Source organism: Paracoccus methylarcula (assembly GCF_003007735.2).
In the GTDB taxonomy this organism is placed as follows: Bacteria; Pseudomonadota; Alphaproteobacteria; order Rhodobacterales; family Rhodobacteraceae; genus Paracoccus; species Paracoccus methylarcula.
In genome coordinates this window covers 82140-104196 of the sequence record NZ_PXNQ02000009.1, presented here as the reverse complement: position 1 = coordinate 104196, position 22057 = coordinate 82140, and the positions used below count along the sequence as shown (strand labels likewise).

The 22057-nt window shown below is 63.6% G+C and carries 16 protein-coding genes, 1 tRNA gene and 3 pseudogenes; 8 read left to right on the top strand and 12 right to left on the bottom strand.

Annotated elements, in window-relative coordinates:
• The first annotated feature begins 28 nt into the window (after positions 1-28).
• From purQ to A7A09_RS14815, 3 genes are all read left to right on the top strand, one after another.
• Positions 29-697 (top strand): phosphoribosylformylglycinamidine synthase subunit PurQ, encoded by a 669-nt coding sequence (gene purQ, locus A7A09_RS14825; RefSeq protein WP_106692121.1) that lies wholly within the window; start codon positions 29-31, stop codon positions 695-697.
• Between the two features lie 161 nt (positions 698-858).
• Positions 859-2568, top strand: coding sequence for a sensor histidine kinase (locus A7A09_RS14820; protein ID WP_106692120.1), 1710 nt, complete (start codon positions 859-861; stop codon positions 2566-2568).
• Between the two features lie 20 nt (positions 2569-2588).
• Complete coding sequence (locus tag A7A09_RS14815; protein WP_106692119.1) at positions 2589-3914, top strand: sigma-54-dependent transcriptional regulator; 1326 nt, start codon at positions 2589-2591, stop codon at positions 3912-3914.
• A gap of 70 nt (positions 3915-3984) precedes the next feature.
• Here A7A09_RS14815 and A7A09_RS14810 read toward each other — a convergent pair whose 3' ends face one another.
• Both A7A09_RS14810 and A7A09_RS14805 read right to left on the bottom strand, forming a co-directional pair.
• A complete protein-coding gene (locus A7A09_RS14810; RefSeq protein WP_245999380.1) occupies positions 3985-4893 on the bottom strand; it encodes a DMT family transporter in 909 nt (302 codons plus the stop codon).
• Positions 4894-4934: 41 nt separating this feature from the next.
• On the bottom strand, positions 4935-5528 hold the full coding sequence (locus A7A09_RS14805; RefSeq protein ID WP_106692118.1) for a LysE/ArgO family amino acid transporter: 594 nt from the start codon (positions 5526-5528) through the stop codon (positions 4935-4937).
• A gap of 82 nt (positions 5529-5610) precedes the next feature.
• On the opposite strand from A7A09_RS14805, the gene A7A09_RS14800 reads away from it, so the two are divergent.
• The 3 genes from A7A09_RS14800 (at position 5611) to A7A09_RS14790 (ending at position 9337) form a co-directional block, all read left to right on the top strand.
• Positions 5611-6477: a LysR family transcriptional regulator ArgP gene (locus A7A09_RS14800; protein WP_106692117.1), complete on the top strand. Its 867-nt coding sequence runs from the start codon at positions 5611-5613 to the stop codon at positions 6475-6477.
• 445 nt (positions 6478-6922) lie between these two features.
• Positions 6923-8038, top strand: a complete 1116-nt coding sequence (locus A7A09_RS14795) for a hypothetical protein (protein ID WP_106692116.1) — start codon at positions 6923-6925, stop codon at positions 8036-8038.
• Between the two features lie 105 nt (positions 8039-8143).
• Positions 8144-9337, top strand: a complete 1194-nt coding sequence (locus A7A09_RS14790; protein ID WP_106692115.1) for a polysaccharide pyruvyl transferase family protein — start codon at positions 8144-8146, stop codon at positions 9335-9337.
• 272 nt (positions 9338-9609) lie between these two features.
• Here the strand turns inward: A7A09_RS14790 and A7A09_RS14785 are convergent.
• The 3 genes and pseudogenes from A7A09_RS14785 to tig all read right to left on the bottom strand — a co-directional run bounded on the left by A7A09_RS14785 (position 9610) and on the right by tig (position 11614).
• Positions 9610-9683 (bottom strand) — tRNA-Gly (locus A7A09_RS14785).
• A 46-nt stretch (positions 9684-9729) separates the two neighbouring features.
• Positions 9730-10152: a DUF1489 family protein gene (locus A7A09_RS14780; protein ID WP_106692114.1), complete on the bottom strand. Its 423-nt coding sequence runs from the start codon at positions 10150-10152 to the stop codon at positions 9730-9732.
• A gap of 128 nt (positions 10153-10280) precedes the next feature.
• Positions 10281-11614, bottom strand: a pseudogene (gene tig / locus A7A09_RS14775) (trigger factor).
• Between the two features lie 251 nt (positions 11615-11865).
• On the opposite strand from tig, the gene A7A09_RS14770 reads away from it, so the two are divergent.
• Positions 11866-12621: a sulfite exporter TauE/SafE family protein gene (locus tag A7A09_RS14770; RefSeq protein WP_106692213.1), complete on the top strand. Its 756-nt coding sequence runs from the start codon at positions 11866-11868 to the stop codon at positions 12619-12621.
• A gap of 2 nt (positions 12622-12623) precedes the next feature.
• Complete coding sequence (locus A7A09_RS14765; protein ID WP_106692113.1) at positions 12624-12971, top strand: RidA family protein; 348 nt, start codon at positions 12624-12626, stop codon at positions 12969-12971.
• Here the strand turns inward: A7A09_RS14765 and lpxB are convergent.
• From lpxB to A7A09_RS14730, 7 genes and pseudogenes are all read right to left on the bottom strand, one after another.
• The gene (lpxB, locus tag A7A09_RS14760; RefSeq protein WP_106692112.1) at positions 12955-14109 is read right to left on the bottom strand and encodes a lipid-A-disaccharide synthase; all 1155 of its coding nucleotides are present in this window, start codon (positions 14107-14109) and stop codon (positions 12955-12957) included. The two genes, A7A09_RS14765 and lpxB, sit on opposite strands and share 17 nt — an antisense overlap.
• Positions 14110-14182: 73 nt before the next feature.
• Positions 14183-14992: an LpxI family protein gene (locus tag A7A09_RS14755; RefSeq protein ID WP_106692111.1), complete on the bottom strand. Its 810-nt coding sequence runs from the start codon at positions 14990-14992 to the stop codon at positions 14183-14185.
• A complete protein-coding gene (gene lpxA, locus A7A09_RS14750; protein WP_106692110.1) occupies positions 14989-15774 on the bottom strand; it encodes an acyl-ACP--UDP-N-acetylglucosamine O-acyltransferase in 786 nt (261 codons plus the stop codon). Before lpxA ends, A7A09_RS14755 begins: the two co-directional genes overlap by 4 nt.
• Complete coding sequence (fabZ, locus tag A7A09_RS14745; RefSeq protein WP_106692109.1) at positions 15767-16246, bottom strand: 3-hydroxyacyl-ACP dehydratase FabZ; 480 nt, start codon at positions 16244-16246, stop codon at positions 15767-15769. Before fabZ ends, lpxA begins: the two co-directional genes overlap by 8 nt.
• A gap of 59 nt (positions 16247-16305) precedes the next feature.
• Positions 16306-18431: pseudogene (locus A7A09_RS14740) on the bottom strand (hypothetical protein).
• A pseudogene (locus tag A7A09_RS14735) lies at positions 18428-21182 on the bottom strand (DUF4159 domain-containing protein). Before A7A09_RS14735 ends, A7A09_RS14740 begins: the two co-directional pseudogenes overlap by 4 nt.
• A complete protein-coding gene (locus tag A7A09_RS14730) occupies positions 21182-22051 on the bottom strand; it encodes a DUF58 domain-containing protein (RefSeq protein WP_245999379.1) in 870 nt (289 codons plus the stop codon). Before A7A09_RS14730 ends, A7A09_RS14735 begins: the two are co-directional and overlap by 1 nt.
• Positions 22052-22057: the final 6 nt, after the last annotated feature.

Genomic DNA, 22057 nt, shown 5'->3' with positions numbered 1-22057 from the left:
ATTGCCATCCCTCACAGGAGCCCTGCCCATGAAAGCCGCCGTCATCACCTTTCCGGGATCGAATTGCGACCGCGACCTTGCCGTTGCACTTGAGCAGGCCGGGGCCGGGGTGACACGGGTCTGGCACAAGGACAGTGCGCTTCCCGAGGGCACCGATCTGGTCGCCGTGCCGGGCGGGTTTTCCTATGGCGACTACCTGCGCTGCGGTGCGATTGCCGCGCATTCGCCCATCGCGCGAAGCCTGCGCGAGCACGCGGACAAGGGCGGTTACGTGCTGGGGATCTGCAACGGTTTCCAGGTGCTGACCGAACTGGGCCTGCTGCCCGGCGCGCTGATGCGCAACCAGGGGCTGACCTTCCTGTGCAAGCCCGCCGTGCTGGAGGTCGCCACCACCGACAGCGCCTATACTTCCGGCTATTCGGCGGGTCAGCGGATCACCATTCCCGTCGCCCATCACGACGGCAACTACCAGATCGGCGGGGATGGACTGGCGCAATTGCGGGACGAGGACCGGATCGCCTTCACCTATGCGCCGGCGATCAACGGCTCGGTCGCGGATATTGCCGGCATCCTGTCGGTCAATCGCCGGGTCCTGGGCATGATGCCGCATCCCGAACGCGCCGCTGACGCGACATTGGGGGGCTCGGACGGCAAGCCCCTGTTCAGGGGTCTGGTCGAGGCGCTGGCCTACGCCTGACTTGAGCGCTGCCCGATCTGGCCCTAGATTGCGTAAGTTACGCAAATTTGGCGAAAGTACGGTCCTTGACCGAGAAACATGACATCGCGACGGCCAAGTCGAACAGGTCGCGCCGCGGATTACCTCCGGCGGCCAGCCCATGGTGGCTGCGCAGCGCGATCATGACCATCGTACTGACAGCCGCGGTCTCAATCTGGGCCACCAATGCATGGCTGACGGAACGGTTCTCCGAAAACACCCAGGTGCGGGCCGAATTGCGGCTGGCGCTTTATACCGGCAACCTGATCTCAGAATTGCAGCGTACCGCCGTCGTGCCGCAACTGCTGGCCCGCGACCCGGAATTGATCGGATCGCTGACCAGCAACGATTTTTCCAGCACATCGGCCCGGCTGATCGCCGCCCAGAAAGAGATCGGCGCGGTCTCGATTCGCCTGCTCGACGCGTCGGGCCGGACCGTCGGATCGACGGACCGCTACCAGATCGGCACCAACAATTCGCTCGCCCCCTATTATGTCGAGGCGCTGCGTTCGCGCGACACCGTTTTCACGGTCTCGAACGAAACCGGCGGAGGCGCCTATGAATTCACCTATTCCCGTGCTGTCGTCACCGAGAACAAGACCATGGGCGTCATCGTCGTCGCGGCCGACCTGACGCGGCTGGAACAATCCTGGGCCGGCATTTCGGATGCGGTGGCCGTCACCGACAGTTCCGGCAGTATCATCCTGTCGACGGAGCCGCGCTGGCGGGGACTGACCATGCCCGAGGCCCTGTCGGTGCGCTCTGCCCCCTCGGCGATCCAGCGGGCCTTCCAGGTCACCACCGACTGGACCACCGCCCCCGCCGATGCCTATGTCAAGGGCCGTGCGGTGATGCGGACCGAAAGCCGGATCCCGTTTCGCGGCTGGAAGATGATCGGCTTCACCACCTATTCCTCGATCCGTGAGCGCGTGAACGCGGTTCTGGCTCTTGAAATCATGGGCTTTGCGATCCTGCTGGCGGCCAGTTTCTATATCCTGTCGCGCCGGGCCCGGATGCAATCGGTGGCTTATATGCGGGAATCTGCGGATTTGCGGGTGTTGAATGCCCGCCTGACCCGCGAGATCGCCGAACGCGAACGGGTGCAGAAAGAGCTGCGAGTGGCCGAGCAAACCGTCCAGCAAAGCTCGAAGCTGGCGGCGCTTGGTGAAATGTCGGCGGGCGTGAGTCACGAGCTCAACCAGCCGCTGGCGGCGATGAAGACCTATCTGGCCGGTGCCCGCTTGCTGTTGCAGCGCGGCCGCCCCGAAGAGGCGCTTTCCAGCTTTCAGCGTATCAACGACCTGATCGACCGCATGGGCACGATCACGCGGCAACTCAAATCCTATGCCCGCAAGGGCGGAGAAGCGGTCGAGCCGGTCGACCTGCGGGAAGCGGTCGGTTCCGCCCTGACGATGATGGAGCCGCAATTGCGCGAGCGCCCGATCCAGGTGCGCCGCAACCTGCCCCGCGACAAGGTGATGGTCATGGCCGACCGGATCCGCCTTGAACAAGTCATCATCAACCTGCTGCGCAATGCCGTCGATGCCGTCAAGGACCGGCGCGACGGCCGGATCGATATCGAGGTGAGCCGGGGCGCTCACGCCTATGTGTCCGTCAGCGATAACGGTCCGGGTGTCGCTGACCTGGAAAAACTGTTTGAACCCTTCTGGACAACAAAGAAACCCGGAGAGGGAACCGGATTGGGTCTGGCGATTTCTTCGTCTATCGTGGCGGATTTCGGAGGTCGTCTGACCGCCCATAATGAAACCGAAGGTGGTGGAGCGGTGTTTCAGGTTGAGTTGCCCTTGAATCGGCCCGAAGAGGAGCCGGACGAGGCGCTTGCTGCCGAATGAAATACAAGAGAGGATGCCTGATGTCCCGCAAACTGAAGATTGCGATCGTTGACGACGAGCCCGACATGCGGGAGTCGATCAGCCAATGGCTGGTTCTGTCGGGTTTCGAGACCGAATCCTTCGCCAGCGCCGAGGATGCACTGAAAGTCGTGGGGCCGGACTGGCCGGGGATCATCGTGTCGGATATCCGCATGCCCGGGATGGACGGAATCGCTTTTCTCAAGCGCCTGATGAGCATGGATTCGGCCTTGCCGGTCATCCTGATCACCGGTCATGGCGATGTGCCGATGGCGGTCGAGGCGATGCGCTTGGGCGCCATGGATTTCATGGAAAAGCCCTTCAACCCCGACAGGATGACCACGCTGGCCAAGAAGGCCACGCAAGCCCGGCGCATGACGCTGGACAACCGCGCCCTGCGCCGCGATCTCTCGGACGGCCAGCAGGTCATGTCCAAGCTGATCGGCTCCAGCCCGGTGATGGAACGCCTGCGCGAGGACATCCTCGATCTCGGGCAGGCGGACGGCCATGTGCTGATCGACGGCGAAACCGGCACCGGCAAAACCCTGGTCGCCCATGCGCTGCATGCCGTGGGACCGCGTGCGACGAAGAAATTCGTGCCCATCTCCTGCGCCGCATATAATGACGAGGCCCTGTCCGCGCGGCTGTTCGGTCCGGTGGATGACGGGCTTCCCTCGGTCGAGGAGGCGCGTGGCGGCACCCTGTGCCTCGAAGATGTCGAGGCCCTGTCGGAACCGTTGCAGGCGCGGCTTCTGGCTTTCATCAGCGATCAGGGCCCGCCCGCCGAGACACGCATCATCGCCATCTCGAATGCCCGGGGCGAAGGCCGCAAGGCCGAGGATTCGCTACGCCCCGACCTGTTCTATCGCCTCTCGGCGCTGAATATCACCCTGCCGCCGCTGCGCGCCCGGGGCGAGGATATCCTGACGCTTTTCAACCGGATGACAGAACAGTTCTCGGAAGAATATGGCTGCGAGGCCCCGCAGGTCGGCGCACAGGAGGCCGCGCAGCTTCTGCAAGCGCCATGGCCCGGCAATATCCGCCAGCTCATCAACGTGGCCGAGCGGGCGGTGCTGCAGAACCGGCGCGGCTCGGGCAGTATCGCATCGCTGTTGATGGCGGATGGCGAAGACAACCAGCAGGCCACGACGACCGAGGGCAAACCCCTCAAGGAATATGTCGAGAGCTTCGAGCGGATGCTGATCGACAATACCATGCGCCGCCACAAGGGCAGCATCGCCAATGTCATGGACGAGCTGTGCCTGCCGCGGCGAACCTTGAACGAGAAAATGGCCAAATACGGGCTGCAGCGCAGCGACTACCTGTAACGGCTTCGCAGGAAAGCCGGGGCGATCCGCGCGCCCCGGGCGCGCGGCCGGATCGACGCAATCCTGCCGGTTATGCCTTGGTCACATCGACTGGCGGTGTCTTGGTCGCGGCCCGCTTCCGGGCCTCGCGCCAGGTGATATAGGTGATCGCGCCGATCATCAGCCCGCCACCCAGGATGACCCAGCCATCCAGCGGCTCGTGAAAGACCAGCACGCCCAGCAGGCTGGCCCAGATCAGTTGCAGGAAGGTCACCGGCTGCGTCACGGTCAGCGGCGCGGCTGCGAAAGCCCGGGTCATGGTGTAATGCCCCAATGTCGCGAATACCGCGACCAGCCCCAGCCAGCCGATCTGCGCAATGCTTGGTGGGACCCAGACCGCATAGGCCAACGGCGCCAGTCCGACAGAAACCGTGAGCGACATCATCGCCACGACAACCGCCGCAGGCACCCTGTCGGATAGCTGCTTGGCCAGCAGATAGGATATGCCGAATGCCACCGCGGCCCCGAGTTGCGACAGGTGCCCCGGATCGAGTTCCCGTATCCCCGGCCGCAGTACGATCAGCGCACCAAGCAGCGCGACGAAAATCGCGGCAATCCGACGCGCAGCCAGCTTTTCACCAAGAAACAGCGCCGCGCCGACAGTGACCATGATCGGGTTGAGAAAGCCGATCGCGGTGACCTCTGCCACGGTGATCCGCGACATCGCATAGAACCAGCCGATCACCGCCATCACATGCAGCACCCCGCGCAAGCCGAACAGCCGCCAGACCGGCGCGGGAAAGCCGCGTCGCAGCGCCGGCAGCAGCACCGGTAGCAGGAAACCCGTTCCGAAAAGAAAGCGGATGAAGGCCGCCTGCGGAGCGGGCACCGCGCCTTCCAGACCACGAACGATGCCGTTGACGGCCACGAAACACAGCCCGGTCACCAGCATCCAGCCGATGCCGATCAGGTCGCGCCGCGTATCGAGTTCGATTTGCATATCATGCAATCACACGCTTTCGCGGGCGGTTGCAAGCCCTCTCAGCCGATCATCAGCCGAAGCGCAATGACCCACATCACGCAACCCACCCCGGCCTCCAGCCATTGCCAGGCCCGGGGGCGCGCGAAAACCGGCGCCAGCAGCCTTGCTCCATAGCCCAGGGCAAAGAAGAACAGGAACGAGCCGGTGATCGCTCCGGCGGCGAATCCGGTGCGATCCGGCCATTGCGCCGACACGGCGCCAAGCAGAACCACCGTATCCAGCCAGACATGCGGATTGAGCCAGGTCAGCGCCGCGATCGCCGCCAATGTCGTGACCAGCCCGTTGCTGCGCCCCTCGGGCCGCAGGGCTTCGCCCCCGGCCAGCGCCGCGCGGAAGGATTTCAGCCCGTACCACAGCAGGAACGCGACCCCGCCCCACCGCATCGCCTCCATCAGCCAGGGCAGGCGCGCGCCCGCCGCCGCCATGCCGCCGACACCCGCAGCGATCAGGATCGCATCCGACAATGCGCAAAACAGGCATACGGCCAGGACATGCCGCCGCATCAGCCCCTGTTTCAGCACGAACGCATTCTGCGCCCCGATAGCGAGGATCAGCGACAGTCCGGTGCCCAGACCGGCAAGATAAGACATCATGGCAAACTCCTTCAGGCTTGCTGATGCCAAGCCAGGGTGTTTAAGTAAAATGAATATATCTTATCTTGATTAAGTAAAACTGATGCTGGACTATCCCGCCCTCCAGGCGCTTGCCGAGATCATCCGCCGCGGTTCTTTCGAGGCCGCCGCCCATGCCCTGGCGATCACGCCCTCGGCGATTTCGCAGCGCATCCGAAACCTGGAGGATCGCAGCGGCGCAGTGCTGATCGACCGGGGGCCGCCCGTGCAGGGGACCGAGGCCGGGCTGCGCCTTGCCGCCCATCTTGACCAGGTGCGGCTGCTGGAAAGCACGCTCGCGGGCAGTTATCGCCCCTCACAGCCGCCGGTCATCCGCATCGCGATGAACGCCGACAGTCTCGCCACCTGGGCGATGACACCGCTGACCGCTGCGCCCGGGCTGATCGACCTGGTCATCGACGACCAGGATCACGCGCTGGACTGGCTGCGCAACGGCCGGGTTGTCGCCGCACTGACCAGCGACAGCCGCCCGGTCACCGGCTGCGACAGCATTCCGCTTGGCCGCATGCGTTACCGCGCCACCGCCACCCCGGAATTCGCCGCGCGTCATTTCCCCGATGGTGCCGATGCGGAAAGCCTCTCGCGCGCGCCGGTTCTCAATTTCAACAGCAAGGACAGCCTGCAGGATCGCTGGATCAGGGAAATGACCGGCCGCCGTATCGCCCAGCCCTTGCAGCGGATCCCCTCGTCGCAGGCCTTTGCCGAAGCCACCCGGCTCGGCCTTGGCTGGGGCATGAATCCCGAGGCGATGATCGCCGAGGACCTTGCCACGGGCCGCCTGATCGATCTCGCCCCGGATCGGCCCCTGGACGTCCCGCTCTACTGGCAGATCGCCCGCATTTCCGCTGCCGCCATCGAACCGCTTACCCAAGCCATGAAGAACGCGGCGCGAATATCCCTGCTGTCGTGATGGCGTTCCGATTGCCCGCCCGCCAACCGAGCCAGGCTGGTCGCTTGCAGGGATACGGGTACATTGTGACCGCGCGACCAGTGTTGCTATGCGGTGTCATTGTTCCGGATAGACGTAGTTCCAGCAGTAGCGACATCGCAAAAGCACGAGGGTTGACAAACAACAAGCAAAGCTTAGCTTGCCTGCGGCAAACAGCACGGCGAACCATCGCTGACCCCAACACCCTTCGCTGAGGAAGAAAGTACCGGGAAAACAGTGACATGAAGATGTCCGCATATATGTGACAACATCGAACCCGCCTTCGAGCTTGGTGTAAATCCGGAAATCGGGCGCGTCCAAAGGTCCACATTGTTTCGATGCGAGACGTTCTCATGAAGAGATGGAAAGCTTATAGCAATCATGCTGCGCAACCCTCTACAATATGAAGTGACAAAAGGAAACTGAATTGAAATTAGTCATATTCATCGGTCACTTCAAAACTGGCTCCACTTCCATACAAAGCTTCTTGTCCAGCAATTACTTGCGCCTGTTGCGTGCAGGAATCTTGTATCCATCCGTGGAGTCCAAGGGAATTTCTCGAAACCTGAGGGCGGCGGTCTCGGGCAAGGACATACCAACCCTTGGCGAAAGCCTGAATATAATCGAGCCTCATAACGCGCTGGCGCTTCGACTTAAGAACGAAGAAGATAAACACGGTATCCCTCCATATTATCCGGCGCTGCCGAGTGGCTTTCAGATGCTCGAGATGATCGAAAATCAGATCTCGGACCTGAACCCACATTCCGCCATAATCTGCTCCGAGGTGTTTGCGCTTCTCGGATTGACGGAGCAGCGGAAGAGCATCGAACGCCTCGCTGCACGTTTCGGGCGCCATGACGTCACAATATACTGCAACTTACGCCGCCCGGATGATTACATATCATCCTGGCACAGGCAAAGATTGAAATTCGGAGCGAAGCTTGACCGGCTCCACGATGGTGCGCTCGATCAGTATCTTGACAGCGCACATTTCCAGCAAGCCAAAATGATCGACGGATGGGTGAAAGATCATTTTTCCAACGCCAGATTGATCATTCGAAATTATGATGACGTAATGTCAGCTGGTGGAGCGGTAAAAGATTTCATCAACAATTCGGAGATAATATTCCCCAAGAATATAACCCTTCCGGAGAATCAGAACCCTTCGATTCCCTGCGCATTTGCAGAATTGGGCCGGCGCTGTTTACACGATCTGCCGCGTGAAGAGGCCAGGAGATTGGTCAGTTGGCTCTCATCGGCCAAGGCACGGCAAACGATCCCCCATGTTCCCGACAGTCAAGTCGAAATGTTCGGGCCGAAATATCGAGAGGTCTTATTGAATAATTTCCGTCCTGTAGCGGAAAGCCTCAATGAAATGACACAGACATATCCGTTTTACCAGGAAGTCGAGGATTTCGGCCGCTGCCGCCCTGTTCCAGAGATTGAGGCAGCAAATGAAGCACTTCCCAAACTCGTTCGTATCGCCAAGTTGCAAGGCTTGCCCGAAACGGTCCTGGAATGGCTGAACGACTGGAAATTCTAAGTAAATCAAATGAGATCAGATCCCTCGACCTCCAGATCGACATGGGGCAATCAACATCTTTCGGCATGAAAGACTTGATATGAAAGCAAGGAAAGCAGGAAAATAATGAGAATTCTCTTTCATGGACCGGGCACCTCATCTCATCTACCAGAGATACGGCTGCCGGGGACATCGGGCTTAACGCATGCTGTTACAGATACCATGGCGGGGCTGCGCAGCACGCATTCACTTACGAGCAATCGAGGAAATCTCATTCATGGTGAGGCTCCCTCTCGAATCTTCGCCTGCAATCGCCGTCAATCCGCTTTCGCGAATCTCGGGGCCCTGCACCGTCAGTTTGGCAGTCGGATAGGAGAAGTTCTATCGCAACGCTTTGACCTATTGGTGCTTTCCGCCGCCAATTTCATATCAGCCAAGAAGGAACTGGTGAGACTTCGCGATGCGTTAAACGCTATCGGGAATTCTGTACCATTTATCGTGCTGGGCGCCGGACTACAGGGTCAGCCCATACTTTCTGAGATGCACCCATCAGTTCAGGAAATTCTTGATATTTACAATCGCCGCGCCTTGATTTTTGGCGTTCGAGGTCTTGAAACTGAGGCATGGCTGCATGGGAATGGATTTACGAACAGCCGGGCATTGGGCTGCCCGAGCATGTTCGTCTTTCCATCCTCGATCATGTCAATAGATGGCGAGGATGCTATCGAAAAGGGAAAACAGGCAAACCTTATAACAGCGGGATATCTGACAGTCAAAGGCGGTCGAAATTACAACCGGGGGGTAAAGCTCGCCAGGGCCATGCGGGATCTCCGCGGCTCCTATGTTTTTCAGGATGAATTTTTTGCATATGCAGATTTTTTCAAAAAGCACGGTTCCTTCGATGATGCCACATGCACCGGGAATCGGGAACTTCTGAACGACTTGCTCACCAGAGAGATCGGAATACCTGTCGATCTTCAAAACTACTATTACTTCTCGGAAACTTCCGCTTGGCGGCAAGCCGCCCGGATGCATGACGCATATATCGGGGATCGCTTTCACGGCGGCATAGCCTCATTGCAAGCCGGCCGCCCGGGAATCTTCCTTTGCCATGACAACAGAGTTGCGGAAATGACCGATTTTTACGACCTTCCCCGGTTAACGACAGACGAGCTGATTTCCGAAGGTGTGGAGAACACCTTCAAGAAACACTTAAACAAGAGTGCCATCCACCGGCAAAAAGAAACATATTTGAAACGATTGAATGATTTCAAGGAATATATGAGCAAACACAATATCCAGCTCCTGATCCCCAGCTGATACCGGCCTTCCCTCTTCGCGATTCGGGCACGAGCTGAATTGTCTGCCGGGAAATGCACCCGCTGGTGTATTCTGCTCCTATCCTTCTTGAAATGCGGTCGGATTGACGGAAGAATGTGGGGCGGTGCCTGGGAAATCCATCCCAAGCATCGCCTCCGGGCTACGCCCACGGGCACGGCTTGCCGGCAGACTACCCACCGCACACCGAACTTCATCGACAGCACAAGCATCACGCTATCGCTGCCCAGTTTGCCGACATGATCTGGAAGAACTGGAGCGGGTGAAGGGAATCGAACCCTCGTCGTAAGCTTGGGAAGCTTCTGCTCTACCATTGAGCTACACCCGCATGGCACCCGCTTAGCCGCAGCCCGCAATGGCGTCAAGACATCGCGTCACACAAGCCCCATCTCGGCCAATGCCGCAGCCACGGCAGGGGGCAGCGCCTCTTCCGAGCGACGGCCGGCAGGAAGGTCGGCGGGTGCATCCGCTGCCTTCAGGTAACGCCAGCCCTGAAAGGGGCGGCGCGGCACGGCGTTCACGCGGACCAGGTCGCGATCCAGGATCAATGCGCAACGGCGAATACCATCCTCGCCGATCCGTTCATCCATCCGCAACAATCTTTGCCTTGCCAGCATGACCCCCTTGAAGACCCAGTAAAGGGAACCGCCATCCAGCAATTCCTTTTCCCGCGTGGGCCACATGCGGGTGACATGCACCGCGGGATCGTCGCCATAGCGCGATTGCTGCCAGCGGAGCAGTTCTTCCGGCCCCTCGGAGCCGACACAGAGTTTCATGAGGTGAACGGTGGCGGTCATGGGATCAAGGATAATCGCCAGGCTGCCGGGCGGCAAGAAGCGGACGACCGGAACCGCCCGGTCCGAACATGAAAAAAGCCGCGATCTGACCGATCGCGGCTTTTGTCATCGGGTGGTGGGTGTACCGATTACAATTCGTCCAGCGCCTCGACGGCCTTTTCCAGCTCTTCCTTGGTGATCTGCTTCTCGGTCACCTCGGCATTTTCCGCGATGTGATCGACGACCTTGTCTTCAAAGATCGGCGCGCGGAGTTGCTGCTGAGCTGCCTGGTTCTGCTGGATGAACTCGAAGAAGGCGCGCTCCTGACCAGGATATTGGCGCGCGGCCTGCATCACGGCCTGGGTCATTTCCTGGTCGCTCACCGTCACCTCGGCCTTCTGGCCGATCTCGGCCAGCAACAGGCCAAGACGCACCCGGCGTTCCGCCAGTTTCTTGTGCTCGTCGGTAGGTTCGATCTCGCCGTGATCGTGGCCATGCTCTTCGGGATGCTCCTCATGCCACAACTGGTGCGCGATCTGGTTCGCCTCCGCCTCGACCAGCGATTCGGGCAGCTCGAATTTCACCTGCTCGTCCAGTTGATCCAGCAGGCCGCGCTTCATGATCGCACGTGCGGCACCGGCATATTCCTGTTCGAGCCGTTCGGAGATCTGCTTCTTCAGCGCCTCCAGATCGTCCGCACCGAATTTCTTGGCCAGCTCATCATCGATCTCGGCCGGCTTGGGCGCTTTCACGGCCTTGACCTTGCACTCGAAGACGGCATCCTTGCCGGCCAGATGCTCGGCACCGTATTCCTCGGGGAACTTCACCTCGACCTTGAGATCCTCATCGACCTTGGCACCGACGAGCTGTTCCTCGAAGCCGGGAATGAAGCTGTTGGAGCCCAGGACCAGCGGATAATCCTCGGCCGAGCCACCCTCGAAGCTTCGCCATCGACAAAGCCCTTGAAGTCGATGACCACCTGGTCGCCATCCTTGGCCTTGCTGCCCTTGCGGCGGTCGTCGAAATTCTGCGCCGATTTCGCCAGGTTCTCCAGCGCCTCGTTGATCGCGGCCTCCTCGGCGGGAACCGACAGACGCTCCAGCGACAGCTTGCCCAGATCGACCTCGGGGATCTCGGGCAGGGCCTCGTAAGAGACGTTCACGACGACGTCGTCGCCCTCTTTCCAGCCTTCGCCATTTTCCATCTCGACCTTGGGCTGGGCGGCGGGACGATCGCCCGATTTCTCCAGGTGATCGCGCAGCGCGCCGTCGATCGCCTCCTGCATCGCATCGCCCATGACGCGCGGACCGAACTGCTTCTTCAGCATCGGCAGCGGCACCTTGCCCTTGCGGAAGCCCTTCATCTCGATCTCGGGCTGCGCTTCTTTCAGCTTGGCATCGACCGTGGCAGCCAGATCCGCCGCGGGCAGCGTAAACTGATAGCCGCGCTTCAGACCTTCGTTCTGGGTTTCCTTGACCTGCATCATCGTCCTCATAGCAAGAAGGGCCACCGGTGAGGCGGCGGCCTGAAAATTTCAGCCCTTCTAGTCGTCGGGGCGAAGCTCTGCAAGCGGATTACGGCCGGAAAGACGATGCGGGCCCCCTTCCCTTCCGTGACATTTCGCCGTTGCATCTACGGCCGGTTCCGCGCAAGAGCAATCAGATTGTCATGACTGCACTTCGCCGAGATCCGGGCCCGGGAACCAGCGTCGTCGCCGCCTACAGGATGGTTCGGATGCCGGATTTCGCCTTGTTGTTCCTTGCCGGGATCGTCGCCGGCATCATGAATGCAGTTGCGGGCGGCGGCACCTTCGTCTCCTTTCCCGCGCTGGTCTTTACCGGTGTGCCGCCGGTGATCGCCAATGCCACCTCCACCGTTGCCGCCCTGCCCGGCTACCTGGCTGCGACGATCGGCTTTCGCCGCGATCTTGCCGCGTTGACGGATGCGCCGCTGAAAAAGCTTTCGCTCTGGACGGTGATCGGCGGGGCCGCCGGTTCCGCGCTGCTGCTGCTCAGTTCGAATCGGGCCTTCGCGTTGCTGGTGCCGTTCCTGCTCCTGCTGGCGACGGTCGTGTTCTACTGGTCCGAACCTGTCCGCCAGATTGCCGCACGCTGGCGCTCCGTGGTTGTTCCCTTCGGCCTGGGCACCCTGCTGCCGGTGGCCATCTATGGCGGTTATTTCAACGGCGGGCTGGGCATCATCCTGCTGGCGCTGTTCGCGATGTGGGGCATGAGCGACCTGCACCAGATGAACGGGCTGAAAAGCTGGCTCAGCTTTGCCTTGTCGCTGATGGCCTTTGCGATTTTCGCCTTTGCGGGCAAGATAGTCTGGGGGCCGGCGGCGATCATGTCGGCCGGCACGATCATGGGCGGTTATGCCGGTCCCGCGATTTCGCGGCGCATCCCCCGGCGGGTGTTGCGGCTGCTGATCGCCGCAGTGGGCTTTGGCATGAGCGCGATATTTTTCTGGCGTCTTATCAAAGGAGTATAAAGATGACCGACATCAAGCGTATCGAATGCGGCCAGCGGATGAGCCAGGCCGTAGTGGCGAATGGCACCGTCTGGCTGGCCGGCCAGGTGGCCGAACCGGGCAAATCCGTGACCGAACAGACAAGCGCCATCCTGGCACAGATCGAAACATTGCTGAAAAAGGCCGGCACCGACAAGACGCGGATCACCGCCGCCCAGATCTGGCTCGCGAACATGGCGGATTTCGCCGAGATGAACGCAGTCTGGGATGCATGGGTGCCCCAGGGCCATGCCCCCACGCGCGCCGCTGGCGAATCGAAGCTGGCAACCCCGGACTACAAGGTCGAGATCATCGTCACCGCAGTGCTCTGACCGCTTCCAGGACCGAGCGCGCCGCGCGCAGGCCCGGCGCCTCTCCTCCCTTGCCGAGACGCTCCATCGTCAGGTCCATCGCATCGAGCTGCGCCTTGCGCGCGGTCATGTCCTCGAGCGCGGTCTGCAATGCCAGGGCCATGGGACCCGGCTGGCATTCCCGGCCCAGGAATTCCGGCACGGTGCGGGTTTCGCTGACCAGGTTGACCAGCGTCACGGTATCGGTCCGCAGCATCATGCCGACGATCAGGCGGCTGATCGGCGCCATGTCATATCCGATCACCATTGGCGTCCGGTTCGCCGCCAGTTCCAGACTGACCGTGCCAGAGGCCGCCAGCGCAAGATCGGCCGCGGCGAAGGCCGCCCGCTTCTCCGCCTCATCCTCGACCACGATCGGCACGGTCGGCCAGCGGCGGGCCATGTCGCGCACCATATGCGCCACACCGGGAACGGTGGGCAGCACGACGCGGATCTCCGGCACCCGGTCACGCAGCCGGATCAACGCCTCGTCGAAACGCCCGGCCAGCCGCCCGACCTCGGATTTGCGCGAACCGGGCAGGCACAGCACGACCGGCGCATCCGTGGTGATACCATGGTTCGCACGGAACCGTCCGGCCTCCTCCGGGCCGCCCACTTCCAGGCCCGCGACCGGATGGCCGACGAAATCGCAGCTCATCCCGGCCTCCCGCATATAGGGTGGCTCAAAGGGCAGCAGGGCCAGCACGTGATCGATCACCTGCGCCATCTTCTTCGCCCGCCCTGACCGCCAGGCCCAGACCGAGGGCGCGACATAATGGATCGTGCGCAGATAAGGCGCCATCCCGCGCGCCGCCCGAGCGACCCGCAGGCAGAAATCGGGGCTGTCGATGGTGATGAGCGCATCCGGCGCCGCCTCGGCCACCGCCGCCGCAGTCTCGGCGATCCGGCGCTTGAGGTTGCGGTATTGCGGCAGCACCTCCCAGATGCCCATCAGGCTCAGCTCGTCCATCGGGAAACGGCTGGCCAGCCCCTCGGCTGCCATCGCCGCACCGCCGATGCCGACAAACTCGACACCGGGCACAAGCTCTTTCAGCCCGGCCATCAACGCCGCGCCAAGCTGATCACCCGAAGGCTCGCCCGCGATCAGAAAGAACCTCATGTCGTCCTTTCACTTGCTGCACTGCGTTATGGATATTTGAATGAAGAAGAAGACTCCAACCCTTCTTCTTCATCTAAATATCCGAATCTTCCCTCGCCCACAGGAACAACCCCGCCTCATCGGCACGCCGGATCGCCTCTTTCCGGTCAAGCAGGATCACCCCGCCCGCCTGCCATGCGATTCCCGCCAACCCCGCCGAGGCGGCTTGCGAAACGCTGTCGGGGCCGAGCGTCGGCAGATCGACACGGCGGTCCTGGCTTGGCTTCGGCGCCTTGTAGAACACACCCCGAGCGCCGTTCGGATTGGGCCGCAGCCCGGCATGAGCGGCTGCGAATTCCAGCATCGCCCCGGTTCCGGGCAGGGTCTCGATGGCGAGACACAATCCCTGCGCCACCACGACACCCTGCCCGATATCGAAAGGCCCTAGCCCCGACAGGATATTGGCAGCCTGGGCGGAATCGCGCCGGTCAAGATCGGAAGGGGTGCCGGTCAGCACTCCCGCAGGGGGAAGCAGATCGGGGATGATCTCTTCGATGCCGCAGATTTCCAGCCCATGCTCCTCGAAGACATCCAGCACTTCGCGCAGTGCCGCATCGTCCCCGGACTGCATCGCCGTCAGGATGCGGGGCACCAGTTGCGCGGTGCGCGGATCGAAGGCCTCGGGTTCGAGCCGCGGGCGGCGAATCGCCCCGGCGAAGACCACCTTTTGCACTCCTTGCCCGATCAGCTCGTCGAGAAAGGGAACCAGCCGTTCCAGCCGGAAAGGCGTGGCCGGCAGATCCGGCGCGAAGCCTTCCAGCGCGTAGACCAGCGGATCTTCGAGTGCGGCGATGACGGCAGGGGCAAGCGCGCCCTGCCCGGCGATAACTGCGGTACGGGTCATGATTTCATCGTCAGGAATGAGCGCTCGGACGGAGCGAGGATAAAGTCGAGCACGTCCCGCTCCAGCGACGTGGCATCGTTCTCGGCACGGGCGCGGGCAGTGTCGCGGAACGAGCCCTGTCCCAATGCGCCCAGCAGGTCGCGCAGCGCGGCGATATCCGTGCGGCTGGCGCCCCGCCGTTTGAGACCAACGAGGTTCAGCCCGTCCAGGTGACCGCGCGGACCCTGGACCAGACCATGGGGAATGACATCCGCCGTGACCATCGTCACCGCGCCGATCATCGCCCCGCGGCCGATGCGGACGAATTGATGCACGCCCGACAATCCACCGACGATCACGTCATCCTCGAGCACGCAATGCCCCGCCACCGAGGCATTGTTGACCAGGATGACCCGGTTCCCGATGCGGCAATCATGGGCGACATGCGCGCCTGCCATGAACAGCCCGTCATCGCCGATGACCGTCACGCCGCCGCCGCCTTCGGTCCCCGGATTCATGGTGACATATTCGCGGATACGGTTGCGCGCGCCGATCTCCAGCCGCGCCCGCTCGCCCCGGAACTTCAGATCCTGCGGGATCTCCCCGACAGAGGCGAAGGGGAAGACCACCGTTTCCGTGCCGATCGAGGTCTCGCCCGTTACCACGACATGGGATTTCAGCACCACCCCATCCGCCAGCCGGACCTGTGGGCCGACCACGCAGAACGGGCCGATCTCGACCCCCGCGCCGATCTCTGCGCCGGGCTCGATAACCGCGGAGGGGTGGATTCTCGTTTCAGCCATCGGCTTTAGCATCCATCATGGCAGTGAACTCGGCCTGTGCGCAAAGCTGGCCCTCGACCATCGCGCGGCCCTCGAATTTCCAGATCTTGCCGCCGCCGCGCTTGGCCGTGACATGCATTTCAAGGACATCGCCCGGCACCACCATGCGGCGGAACTTGCATTTGTCGATGGCCATGAAATAGGTCAGCATCGGCTGATCGATGATATTCATGCTGATCCCCACCACCACTGCCGAAGTCTGCGCCATCGCCTCGACGATGGTCACGCCGGGCATGATCGGCTGATCGGGGAAATGGCCCTGGAAATGCGGCTCGTTGCAGGTGACGTTCTTGATGCCCACGCCGCCCTGGTGGGGGACGATGTCACGCACCTTGTCAATGAACAGGAACGGGTAGCGATGCGGAATGATCCGCTTGATGAGGCCGAGATCGGCTTCGGTATAGGGTGCGGGGTTGCGCTTTTCATCGGCCATGAGCGTTCCTTGCGGCAATTTTTCTTCGGGTTATCAACGAGCCCATGCGTTGGCAAGCTTCAGCCGGACCCGTCACCGGCCCGCCCCTTCATCGGCGCGCCGCCACCTGCCCGGCCCTCGGTCAGCCATCCCGCCAGGATCAACCCCGAAATCAGTATCAGCCACACCCAACCCGGAAGCAACGGCGTTCGTTCCAATCCGGTGACAGTCGCCGCCTCTCGCGGGGTGACGGCGATCCAGTCGCGGGCCACGCCCCGGCCATGCGCAGGCCGTCCCGGCGCGACCGTCCGCAGATCGGGAACCCCATCCGACAGCCGCGACACCGCCCCGCCGGTCGCCTCGGTCAATGGCGACAGCGCCTCGTCACTGGCCACGGTCTGCTCGAATTCGCGCGGCGCGGCGGGACCGAGCGCCAGAACCCGGCGCAGATCGCCATCCCGCAGCCGGTAGAGCCCCGGTCCCGGGGCCGTCCAGCCGGCCGTGAACCGGCCCGGCCCGTCCTCTTGCAGCGCAAGCTCCTCGGTCTCGCCATCCGGATGGGTGATCCGCACCGGTCCGGCACGATCCTGCATGGTCCTCCGGGTGAAGCGCACATCAAGGCCCGAGACATCGGCCCGCAGCGCCTCCTCTTCCAGTTCCGGCTCCTTCATCGACCAATGCGCGATGCGGCGCAGCATCTCGAGCTGCGGCCCTCCGCCCTCGAAACCGCGCCCCCAGAGCCAGACCTGATCCGAGGTAAGCATGGCCACGCGCCCCTCTCCGACCCGGTCCATGATAAGCAACGGCAGGTCGTCGGCGCCGGTCATCACGACTTCGGCTTCGGGATTCGGCCGCACCTCGGCCATGCGCAGCCAGCGGCCCCAGCTTTCACCGCCCTCTTCCCCCGGTGCGCCGGGCAGACCGGATGTCACCGGATGACGCCGCCCGGCTTCGGTGAGGGTGGGCGTGAAGGGCTGGTCGATCACCCGGCCCGTCGGACGCGCTGGCAGGACCGTCCCCAGGGGCGACAGGTTCAGGCTTTCGACACTGGCCATTTCCGGCCCCGCCGCCACAAGGATCGCGCCGCCGTTTTCCACGTAGCGGGCAATGTTGCGGAAATAATCTGGCGGCAGGATGCCCCGGACGCGGTAGCGATCGAAGATGATCAGGTCGAAATCATCGATCCGTTCCAGGAACAACTCGCGCGTGGGAAAGGCGATCAGCGACAATTCGTCCACCGGCACCCCGTCGGACTTGTCGGGCGGGCGCAGGATGGTGAAATGGATCAGGTCCACCGCCGCGTCCGATTTCAACAGGTTGCGCCAGGTGCGTTCACCCGCATGAGGCTCGCCCGAGACCAGCAGGACGCGCAGCCGGTCACGCACGCCGTTGATGCTGAGCGCGGCGGTATTGTTGCGGTCCGTCAACTCGCCGCCCTCGGGCGCGTCGAAGCCGATCTGCACGACATTCTGCCCGGCATGGGTCAGCGTCACCGGCAGTTCCAGCGAGCTGTCCATCGGCACGGCAAAGACCTGCTCATCCTCGCCATCGATGCTGATACGCAGATTGACCGAGCCGGTGCGCGCCTCCGGCGGCACCTCGCCCTGATCCTCGATGCGCAGGCGGATAGTCACCTGCTGATCGATCAGGCCGAAGGCCGGGGCCTCCTCGATCACCAGGCGGCGGTCCCAATCCTGCGGCCGCCCGGTCAGCAGCGCGTGAAACGGCGCGGGCAGATCGGAAGGCAGCATGGCCGGATCGTGGATCCGGCCATCAGTGACGGCGATCACCCCGGCCAGCCGTCCTTCAGGTTCCGCCGCGACCGCACGGGCCATGGCAGTGGCCAGAAGCGTGCCATCGGCATCGTCGCCTACCGTCACCCGCCGCAATTCGGTATTCGGCAGGGCGGAAATCTGCTGGCCAAGCCGATCCACGGCGGCATCGGTCTGCTCGCCGCGCGCGGCAGTCCCTGGCTGGCGCTGCGGTCATCCAGCAGGATCACGATGTCCGACAGCCCCGCCCGGCTGCCCATCTCCAGCGCCGGCCCGGCAAGCGCCATGGCCGCCGCCAGCCCCGCCAATCCCCGCCATGCCCAGCCACGCAGCCCGCGCCACAGCGCGAAGCCCGCGACCAGAACCGCAAGCCCCGCCAGCGCGGCGATGGCCCACCATGGCAATGCCGGGTCGAAACGCAGCGCGGTGGTCATGGGGCAAGCTCCTCTTCCACGCGCAGGCGATCGAGCAGGGCGGGCACATGCACCTGGTCGGATTTATAGTTCCCCGTAAGCACATACATGATCAGGTTGATGCCGAATCTATAGGCCATCTCGCGCTGGCGCTCGCCCTCCCAGCCTCCGCCGATGGGAAAGCTGGGATAGCCGTTGTCATCGATTGCCCAGGCCTCGGCCCAGCTATTGCCACCGATCACCACCGGGCTGACCCCGTCATTGAGCTGCCGGAACGGCACGCCCTCGCGCGCCTCGGCCCCGACCGGCGGCGCCTCGACCCAGACCGAGCGGCCCTGCCAGCGGCCCGGGAAATCCTCCAGCAGGTAGAAACTGCGGGACAAGACGTGATCCTCGGGAACCGGCGCGAGCGGCGGGATCTCCAGCGGCGAAGCCAGTATCCGCAACGATTCCGACATATCGGGGCCGCCCACACCGGCAATATCCCCGTCGCGAGTGTCGAACAGGATCATGCCCCCTGACCGCAGGTAATGGTTCAGCCGCAGATAGGCCTGCGGGGATGGCATCGGCTGGTCCCCGGTCACCGGCCAATAGAGAAAGCTCAGCACCGAAAGGTCGTCATGGTCCAGGTCTATTCCGATCGGTTCTCCCGGTTCGACCGAGGTCCGCTGCCGCAGGGCTTGCGACAATCCGCGCAATCCCTCGTATGAGGTCTGGTCCACCTCCTCGTCCCCGGTCTCGACATAGGCAAGCGCCACCTCATCCGCGGCGCGGGTCAATTCCGGGTCGAGCACCGGCTCCTGCGCGGTCGCGCGCGTTCCGGAAAGACCGGACAGCGCGATCAGCAGGACCGCCGCGACCCGCGCACCACGCGCCAGGGCCGCTGATCCCAACGCATCCAGAGCCAGAATCAGCGCGGCTGCGGCCAGAAGGAAACCCCCGAGGCTTCGCTCTGAGCCCTCGGAACGGTTTTCAAGAACGGCACCGGGCCAGTCCGCCATGGTGAAATCACCGCCCGCATTCAGCGCAATCCGCCGTTCCCCGGCGGCATAGATGCCCGCCGGACGATCCGGGCCCGGCCCTTCCGCAAGATCCTCGGCGGGCACCGGCGCCAGGTCCTCGGCTGGATGGGCCCGGCCAAATCCGTCCAGCACGGTCTCGGGCGTCCAGAACGGATGCTCGCGATCATCCGCCTGTCGCTCCGCCGGACTGGTGCGGGCGGTGGCGACCAGCCGCTCCAGCATCCGCACGAACAGGCCCGAAAGCGGCAGGTTCGACCATTCGGCATTGGCGGTGACATGGAACAGCACCACCTGTCCCTGACCGAACCCGTCGCGGGTGACCAGCGGGGTATTGTCGCTCAGCGAGGCAAGGCTGCGCTCGGAGAGTTCGGGAGAGGCTGCGCCATCAACTGCGCCCGGACGGTGACATCCTCCGGCACCGCCAGCCCGGCAAAGGGTCCGTCGGTATCGAAAGGCTCCAGCCCGCGCGGCTCGCCCCAGCTCAGTGCCCCGCCGATATCGCGCCCACCCTGCCGCAATGTCACCGGCAGGAGCGGCTCGTCCACCAGCCCCTCATATCCCGCCATGCGCGGCCCGGCGAAGCGGATCAGAAGCCCCCCCGCATCTACCCATTCGGCAAGTTCGCCGATCTCGGCCATATCGACCTGATCGGCGAGGATGATCACGTCGGGTGCACTATCCAGCACATCGCCCAAACCCCCTTCGGCCAAGTCACTGGTGGGCGCCAGGGCGCGGCGCAGATAGTAAAGCGGCGACAATAGCCGCTGCCCCTCGGCATGGGCATCCGCGTCGCCGACCAGCCCGACCTTGCGCCGCTTGACGCGATCATCGGCGAGCACCACGGCCCCGGCATGCGCCTCGCCCTCGACCTGGAAACGGGTGACGCGGTTGCGCAGCTCGGGCGGCAGATCGATGGCGGTGGGGCGGGTCGTCACCCCGGCCTCGGTCGCCGCATCGCCGGGGGCAAGACGCGCCAGCTCCCGCTCGATCCCCTGCGGATCCGGTCCGATGGCGAGTATCCCGGGTGCCGCGTCATCCGACGATATCAGCGTCAGCGACGGCGTATCGCCGCCATGCAGGCTGAGCGCACGCACCGGGCCGGCGGGCGGCACGACCGTGACCGTCCCCCGGCTGGTCAGCGCCGCCAGCCATTCGGCGCGGTTCGGATGATCCAGGCCATCCGCAAGCCACAGCGTCGAAAGCGACCCGTCTGGCAGTTCGGACAGCGCGGCTTCGGGATCATCTGGCAGCGCCGTTTCCCACGAGACCGGTTGCGCCGCACGCAGCCGGGCCAGCAACCTGTCGGCGGGGGCAAAGACCAGCGGCTTTGGACCGGTCCGCCCATCGGCCAGCAGCAGGGCGGCCGGGCGACCATCAGAGGCCGCTTCGGTCAAGGCCCGCTCGGCGCGGGTCTGGCGGCCGGCCCAATCGGGCGCAGCGGCCCAGCCCGCATCCATCACCACCAGCAGCGGCCCATCCGTGCCAGCACGCGGGACCGGTTTCCAGACCGGCCCGGCAAAGGCAAGGATCAGCGCCGCCACGGCCAGCAACCGCAACAACAGCAGCCACCAGGGCGTGCGGCGCGCGACCGGCGTCTTGTCGGCCAGTCCCAGCAGCAGGGCGACTCCCGGAAACGCCACCTGCCGCGGCGCGGGCGGCACGGCGCGCAGGATCAGCACAGGACCGGCAGCGCAACCAGCGCCGACAGCACCCAGGGAACCGCGAAACCGATGGGACCAAGTATCAGCATCAGCCCTCCAGCACCTGGTAAAGCCAGCTCAGCGCGAGTGCGGGGGCATGGTCGGTGGTATGATGGCCGAAACGCCAGCCCGCGCCCTCGGCCTGCGCCCGCAGCCAGTCGCGGCGCCCTGCCAGGCGCGCCTGATAGGCCTCGCGCAGTCCGGCAGCATCTCGGCTGTCATGGCGGACCGCCCCCGAGAGCGAGCGGAACAGCACAGCGCCCGAATAGGGGAAATTCTCCTCGTTCGGATCCAGCACCTGCATCAGCACGCCCCGGACATCGAGCGCCGCGGCGCGGGTCAACAGGGCTTCGAGCCAGGACGGATCGGTCAGGAAATCCGAAATGATCACCAGGTGCTGGTTCGGGCGCAATGCCTCGGGCGATGGCGCATCCTCGTCTCCCTTCGCCGGTGCCGCGCGGATCAGTCCCTCGGCCAGCCTTTCGGCCTGCATCCGTCCCGACCGGGCTGGCTGGCCAAGCAGCCCGACCCGTTCGCCACCACGCAACAGCACCATTGCCAGCGCCAGCGCCAGCAATTGCGCGCGCGCGCCCTTGTTGGGCCGGTGCGGCGCGCCGGCATAGGCCATCCCCTGCCCGCCCGAGACCCATAGAGCGACCGTCTGCGCCGTCTGCGCCTCGCGGTCGCGGACGAATTGCGAATCCGAGCGGGCCGAGCGGCGCCAGTCGATGCTGCGTGCCGTATCGCCATGGGTCGCGGGGCGGTACTGCCAGAAATCCTCGCCCGGACCGGCCCGGCGCAGGCCATGCGCACCGGGTGCGACCATCGCCGCCAGGCGCTCGGCCGACAGGATCAGGCCGGGCAGATGGGCGCTGGCAGCCTGTGCTTGTGCGCGAAGTTCCGTGGTGGTCAGTGCCAAAGCCGC